Origin of the sequence: Mesorhizobium sp. M7A.F.Ca.CA.004.04.2.1 (assembly GCF_004022825.1) — a bacterium.
In the GTDB taxonomy this organism is placed as follows: Bacteria; Pseudomonadota; Alphaproteobacteria; order Rhizobiales; family Rhizobiaceae; genus Mesorhizobium.
On record NZ_RZPH01000309.1, the window covers coordinates 1 to 5,839 of the forward strand.

6 protein-coding genes are annotated in these 5,839 nt (G+C 63.7%); 3 read left to right on the forward strand and 3 right to left on the reverse strand.

Features of this window, described 5'->3' with window-relative positions; genetic code table 11:
• Window positions 1-742, forward strand: a 742-nt coding sequence (locus EN893_RS15505; RefSeq protein WP_245490841.1) for a GMC family oxidoreductase, incomplete at its 5' end; no start/stop codon positions are given.
• 21 nt (window positions 743-763) lie between these two features.
• On the opposite strand, the gene phhA is transcribed toward EN893_RS15505, so the two are convergent.
• Window positions 764-1,600 carry a phenylalanine 4-monooxygenase gene (phhA, locus tag EN893_RS15510; protein WP_127272324.1) on the reverse strand — a complete coding sequence of 279 codons (837 nt, stop codon included), beginning with the start codon at window positions 1,598-1,600 and terminating at the stop codon, window positions 764-766.
• Window positions 1,601-1,740: 140 nt separating this feature from the next.
• Here phhA and EN893_RS15515 point away from each other — a divergent pair, with 140 nt between their 5' ends.
• The gene (locus EN893_RS15515; RefSeq protein ID WP_027040109.1) at window positions 1,741-2,217 is read left to right on the forward strand and encodes an Lrp/AsnC family transcriptional regulator; all 477 of its coding nucleotides are present in this window, start codon (window positions 1,741-1,743) and stop codon (window positions 2,215-2,217) included.
• A gap of 116 nt (window positions 2,218-2,333) precedes the next feature.
• Window positions 2,334-3,902, forward strand: coding sequence for a magnesium-protoporphyrin IX monomethyl ester anaerobic oxidative cyclase (gene bchE / locus EN893_RS15520; RefSeq protein ID WP_127272325.1), 1,569 nt, complete (start codon window positions 2,334-2,336; stop codon window positions 3,900-3,902).
• 8 nt (window positions 3,903-3,910) lie between these two features.
• On the opposite strand, the gene argB is transcribed toward bchE, so the two are convergent.
• Both argB and EN893_RS15530 read right to left on the reverse strand, forming a co-directional pair.
• The gene (gene argB, locus EN893_RS15525; RefSeq protein WP_013528489.1) at window positions 3,911-4,804 is read right to left on the reverse strand and encodes an acetylglutamate kinase; all 894 of its coding nucleotides are present in this window, start codon (window positions 4,802-4,804) and stop codon (window positions 3,911-3,913) included.
• A gap of 159 nt (window positions 4,805-4,963) precedes the next feature.
• The coding region (locus EN893_RS15530; RefSeq protein ID WP_164900905.1) for an amidase family protein at window positions 4,964-5,839 on the reverse strand (876 nt) is incomplete at its 5' end.

The window sequence follows — 5,839 nt, forward strand, 5'->3', positions numbered from 1 at the left end:
GAATGCGACGGCGCTTGGCCGCTACTGGATGGAGCATCCGACCTTCGAGGGCGGCAATGCCATCCTGGCCGACTATAACGCGTTCGAGGTCGACGCCGTCAATGAGGCCTTCTTCTCGCCGACACTTGCCGCCACGGAGCGGCTGCAGATCATGAATTTCGGCATCCGGCTGATCGAGACGCCGTATCCCGGCGTCAAGAGCCTTATCGCCGACCTCGCCTGCACGGCACCCGACATGGCCGAGTGGATGTCCTCCAAGCTCAGTCAGAGACTGCGCTGCGCCGCGCAGCTCTACGTCGCCTGGGAACAGGCGCCGCTGGCCTCCAACCAGATCGAGTTGTCGAAGACCAATGTCGACCATGCCGGCGTGCCACGCATCGAATTGCACTGGAAGAAATCCGAACTGGAACATCGCACCCTGCTCGAAGGGCTCAGACTGTTCGGCAAGACGCTGATCGAGAAGAATCTCGGCCGCGTGCGCATTGCCGACTGGATCAGCAACGGCCAGGACTATCCGACCAATGACGAGACGGCGGGCCATCACCATATGGGCGGCACGCGCATGGGCACCGACGTCACCAAAAGTGTGGTCGACGCCAACTGCAAGGTGCACGGCATGGACAATCTCTATGTCGGCGGCTCCTCGGTGTTCTGCACGTCAGGCCAATGCAACCCGACGACGACGATCACCGCGCTGGCCTGCCGGCTGGGCGACCATCTGAGCAAGGTGGTCACCGCCTGACGGCTGCAGGGCAACTGCTGCCTAGAGCGTCGCCGGGTCGAGCGCCGGCTGGTCCTTGCGTCGGGCGACGATCGCCGCGAAATCGGCGGTCTGGAAGGCATCGCGCAAGGCGTCGAAGGACGGCAGCACGAAATAGGCGCGCTGGAACTTGTCGATCTCGTAGCCGGTGCGCATCACCGTTTCCAGGTCGAAGGGCACGTGGTGGGCGTCCTTGCCTTCGACCGCGAACTGCAGCTCGGTAAACGACGACATCAGGCCGGCGCCAAAGGCCTTTAGCGGCTGGCCGGCCTCCTGCATCAAGCCGTATTCGGCCGTGTACCAGTAGAGCCTGGAAATCATCTCGTCGCCGCCCAGCGCGATGATGTCGCCGGCCTTCTCGCCATACATCTGCATGAAGTCGGCGAACACCGGTTGCGACAGCGCCGGCACGTGGCCGAAGAAATCATGGAACATGTCGGGCTCGACAATGTAGTCGAGCTCCTGCCTGGTCCGCAGCCAGTTGGTGACCGGGAAGCGGCGATCGGCGAGATGATCGAAAAACGGGGCCGCGGGAATGAGACCGGGCACCGCGACGATCTCCCAGCCGGTCAATTTGCGCAGCTTGGCGCTGACCTCGTCGAAATCGGGAATACGGTCGAGCAGGCCAAGTTTTTCGACGCCGTCGAGATAGGAATGGTGGGCGAGCCTGCGCGTCAATTTGGTCTGGCGGTCGCACAGCGTGCGCCACACCGCCTGCTCTTCTTCGCTGTAATCGTAGCCCTGGGACACGGTGAAATCGGCGCGGCAGACCGAATAGTCGCCGCGCAATCCTTGCGCCGCGCAGTCGCGGGCATATTCGGCAACGCTCATCGTCGTCATGGTTTTTCTCCTCGCAAATCATCAATGGCTGACGTGCCGAAAAGGCTACCCCGATCTGCCGAGGCAAATCGGTTTTGATGATGGCTCGAACGGAATATTTGGGATAACATCCACTCACAAAACCCTCTATCGGAGTGAAAGTGCCTCAATTCGACGATTTCGAGATCAAGATGCTCGATGTCCTGCAGCGCGACGGGCGCAAGCCGGTTTCCGAACTGGCGCAAGAGATCGGCCTGTCGACGACGCCGTGCGCGCGGCGCTTCGAGGCGCTGCAGGAGGCCGGCATCATCAAGGGATTTGCCGCGGTGATCAGCCGCCGCGCGGTCGGCCTGATGGTCGAGGTGTTCATCCAGGTGCGCCTGGTCAGCCACAGCGACGGCTCGCCCGAAAGCTTCATCGCCGCCGTGCAGCGCATGGACGAGGTGTCCTCGTGCTGGACGATGACTGGCGACCATGACTTTCTGCTGCATGTCATGGTGCCGTCGGTCGACGAACTCAACGCCTTCGTTATGCACCGGCTGATGCGGCTCGACGGCGTGCGCGACGTCCACACGCAGTTGGTGCTGCAGAACATCAAGGGGCCGGGCCATGTGCCGCTCGGGCATCTCAGGCGATGACAATGCCTCTCTTCGCACTCCTTGGGGAAAAGCTGCACGCAAACTGCTGAAACGGGCCAATCGCGTGTCCACATCGCCGGCCAGCTTGCGCGGACCAACTGCCCAAGAGGTCCGCCATGAAAATCGTCCTGATCAATCCGCCGCACACCGCCATCGGCAGCCGCGTGCCCGACGATCATTTGCCGCCGCTCGGCCTGCTGGCGATCGGCGGACCGCTGATCGATGCCGGCCATCAGGTGCGGCTCGTCGACGCCGAGTTTGGGCCGATGCCGCTCGATGACGTCGTACGCAACGCACTGGAGGACCACCCCGACTTCGTCCTGATCGGCCATTCCGGCTCGACCTCGGCGCACCCGACCGCCTTGCTGATCGCTGAGCAGATCAAGCAGCGGGAGCCGGCGACCATCATCGTCTATGGCGGCGTTTTCCCGACCTATCATTGGCGCGACATCCTGGCCGCTACCGATGCTTTCGACTTCATCGTGCGCGGCGAGGGCGAGGCGACCGTCGTGGCGCTGGTCGAGGCGCTGGAAATGCACCAGCCGCCGGCGAGCGTGGCCGGCATCGCCTATCGCGACGATCTCAGCCGCCCCTTCGCCACACAGGCGGCCATGACCATTGCCGACCTCGACGCCTACCGCGTCGGTTGGGAGCTGATTGAGCACTCGCGGTACAGTTACTGGGGCGGCAAGCGGGCCGTGGTCATGCAGTTTTCGCGCGGCTGTCCGCATCTGTGCAATTATTGCGGCCAGCGCGGCTTCTGGACCCGCTGGCGGCATCGCGATCCGGTGAAATTCGCCAGGGAGATCGCCTGGCTGCACCGCGAGCACGGCGTCGAGCTGATCAATCTCGCCGACGAGAATCCGACGGTCTCGAAGAAGGCCTGGCGTGCCTTCCTCGACGCCCTTATCGCCGAGAACGTGCCGGTGCTGATCGTCGGTTCGACCCGTGCCGACGACATAGTGCGCGATGCCGACACCCTGCATCTCTACCGCAAGGCCGGCGTCATCCGCTGGCTGCTCGGCATGGAAAACACCGACGAGCAGACGCTTCAATTGATCCGCAAGGGCGGCAGCACATCATCCGACCGCGAGGCGATAAGGCTGCTGCGCCTCAACGGCATCCTGTCGATGGCGACCTGGGTGGCCGGCTTCGAGGACGAAGGGTTCCGCGATCTGTGGCGCGGCTTTCGCCAGCTCATCGCCTATGACCCCGACCAGATCCAGGCGCTCTATGTGACGCCGCATCGCTGGACGCCGTTCTTCCGCATCGCGCGGGATCGCAAGGTGATCCAGCAGGATGCGCGCTTGTGGGATTACAAGCACCAGGTGCTGCAGATGACGCGGCTGAAACCCTGGATGCTGTTCTTCAGCGTCAAGCTGATCGAGCTGGCGGTGCAATCACGGCCGAAGGCGCTGGCCCGCATCCTGTTACACAAGGATCCCGAGCAGCGGCATTCGATGCGCTGGTACACACAGATGGGCCGCCGCGTCTGGTTCCGCGAGGTCTGGGGTTTTCTGGTCCGCGACGTCAGGGTGAAAGACGGCCCGACGCTGGCTGAATTCTGGGGCGCGCCGCAGGACGCCGAGGAGGAATCGATGACGGTTTCACGGCCGGCCAGAAAGCTCGCCATTCCCACCATCGGCAATATTGAAGATTCCGAGGCGAAAAAGTTAGCCGGCTGACGAGCCCCTCAGGGCACGATCAGCGTGCCGGCGCCATGTTCGGTGAACAGTTCCAACAGCACCGCATGCGGCGTCTTGCCGTTGAGGATGACGACGCCTTCGACACCGCGTTCGATCGCTTCGATGCAGGTCTCGACCTTGGGGATCATGCCGCCCGAGACCGTGCCGTCCTTGATCAGCGCCTTGGCCTCGGCCACGGTCAGTTCGTCGATCAGCTTCTTGTTCTTGTCGAGCACACCAGGCACGTCGGTGAGGAACAGCAGGCGCGTCGCCTGGCAGGCGCCGGCAATGGCGCCGGCGAAGGTGTCGGCATTGATGTTGTAGGTGTGGCCGTCGCGCCCTGGCGCCACCGGCGCCAGCACCGGGATCATTTCGGAGCGTGCCAGAAGATCGAGCAAGGTGCGGTCGACCTCGACCGGCTCGCCGACGAAGCCGAGATCGAGCACGCGCTCGATGTTGGAGTCCGGATCGATCATGGTCTTGCGAGCCTTTTCGGCGAAAACCATGTTGCCGTCCTTGCCGCAGAGACCGATCGCCCATTCGCCCTCGGCGTTGATCAGCGCGACGATCTCCTTGTTGATCGAACCGGCCAGCACCATTTCGACGATCTCGACCGTCTTCTGGTCGGTGACGCGCAGGCCGCCCTCGAACTTGGATTCGATGCCCATCTTGGCCAGCATGGCGCCGATCTGCGGGCCGCCGCCATGGACGACGATCGGGTTGACGCCGGACTGCTTGAGCAGCGCGATGTCGCGCGCGAAGGCCTTGCCGAGTTCGATATCGCCCATGGCATGGCCGCCATATTTCACCACGACCGTCTTGTGTTCGTAGCGCTGCATGTAGGGCAGCGCCCGCGACAACAGGGCTGCCTGCATTTCGGCGGTGGCGGTTATTTCCGTCATCGGTTTGGTTCCCGGCTTTTTATTTTAAGCACGTCGTTGTCCCAAAACCCCTGGACACTTTTGGGCGACATGCATCAGGTAAGGACGGCGGCGTCTTAGCGGGAATTGGCGCCGCCCGCAAATGGCTTTGCTGTCATATTCAAGCGCTTCACGACCTCGTCATCGTGTCGGCACCATCAGCGGCGCCCTGCGGTCCAGCCAACCCGAGATCTTCTCCATCTGCGCGGCGAGCGACAAAAGCGTCTCTTCGTCGCCCGGACGGCCGGCCGCCTGGACGCCGAGCGGCAGGCCGGCGTCAGTGACATGGACCGGCAGCGCGATCGACGGCTGGCCGCTGACATTCTGGATCGCCGGCCAATGGGTGAACCAGAGGCTCTTGTCCATCAATTGGCCGAAGAACGGCTTCAGCTTCAGCAAGGGTGTCAGGTGAAGCTTGTCGAGCAGGTTCTCGATGAGCTCGTCGGCGCCTTTGGGATCCATGGCGCCGCAGGCGAGCGGCGGGTGGGCAATGACCGGCATCAGCACGGCGTCGTACTGCACGGTCTCCGAAATCAGCTGCCGCGAGGCGGCATGCAGCCGCTGCAGGTCGGCATAGGTCTCGCCGGCCGACACCATTTCGCCGAAGCGGGCGAGCACCCGCGTCGCCCGCTCGATGTCACCGGTAACGGAACGGCCGACGCGCAGCGCTTCGGCCCGCATCGTGCCGGCGACGGCGGAGGCAACCGTCCTGCAGAAATCGGCGAAGAAATCGCGGCCGATAAAGGGCAGGTCGATCTCCTCGACCGTGTGGCCGCCCTCGCGGGCAAGCGCCACCGCCTTGTCGAGCGCCTTGAGCGTCTCGTCCGAGATCGGCAGGCCAAGCGGGGATTTGCGGTACACGGCCAGGCTGAGCTTGCCGGGGTCGCGCGCCGCGGCGGCCGCGAACGTGCCTTTCGGCGGCGGCGCGGCATAGGGCGACAGAGGATCGGACCCATGGGTGAGGTCGAGCAGCAGCGCGCAATCACGCACCGAACGGGTGAGCGCATGGTCGACGAC

Coding starts and splice junctions, on each gene's coding strand:
- phhA (WP_127272324.1), bottom strand. CDS start 1,600: ATGACGACGATGAGCGTTGCCGAATATGCCCGCGACTGCGCGGCGCAA.
- bchE (WP_127272325.1), top strand. CDS start 2,334: ATGAAAATCGTCCTGATCAATCCGCCGCACACCGCCATCGGCAGCCGC.
- argB (WP_013528489.1), bottom strand. CDS start 4,804: ATGACGGAAATAACCGCCACCGCCGAAATGCAGGCAGCCCTGTTGTCG.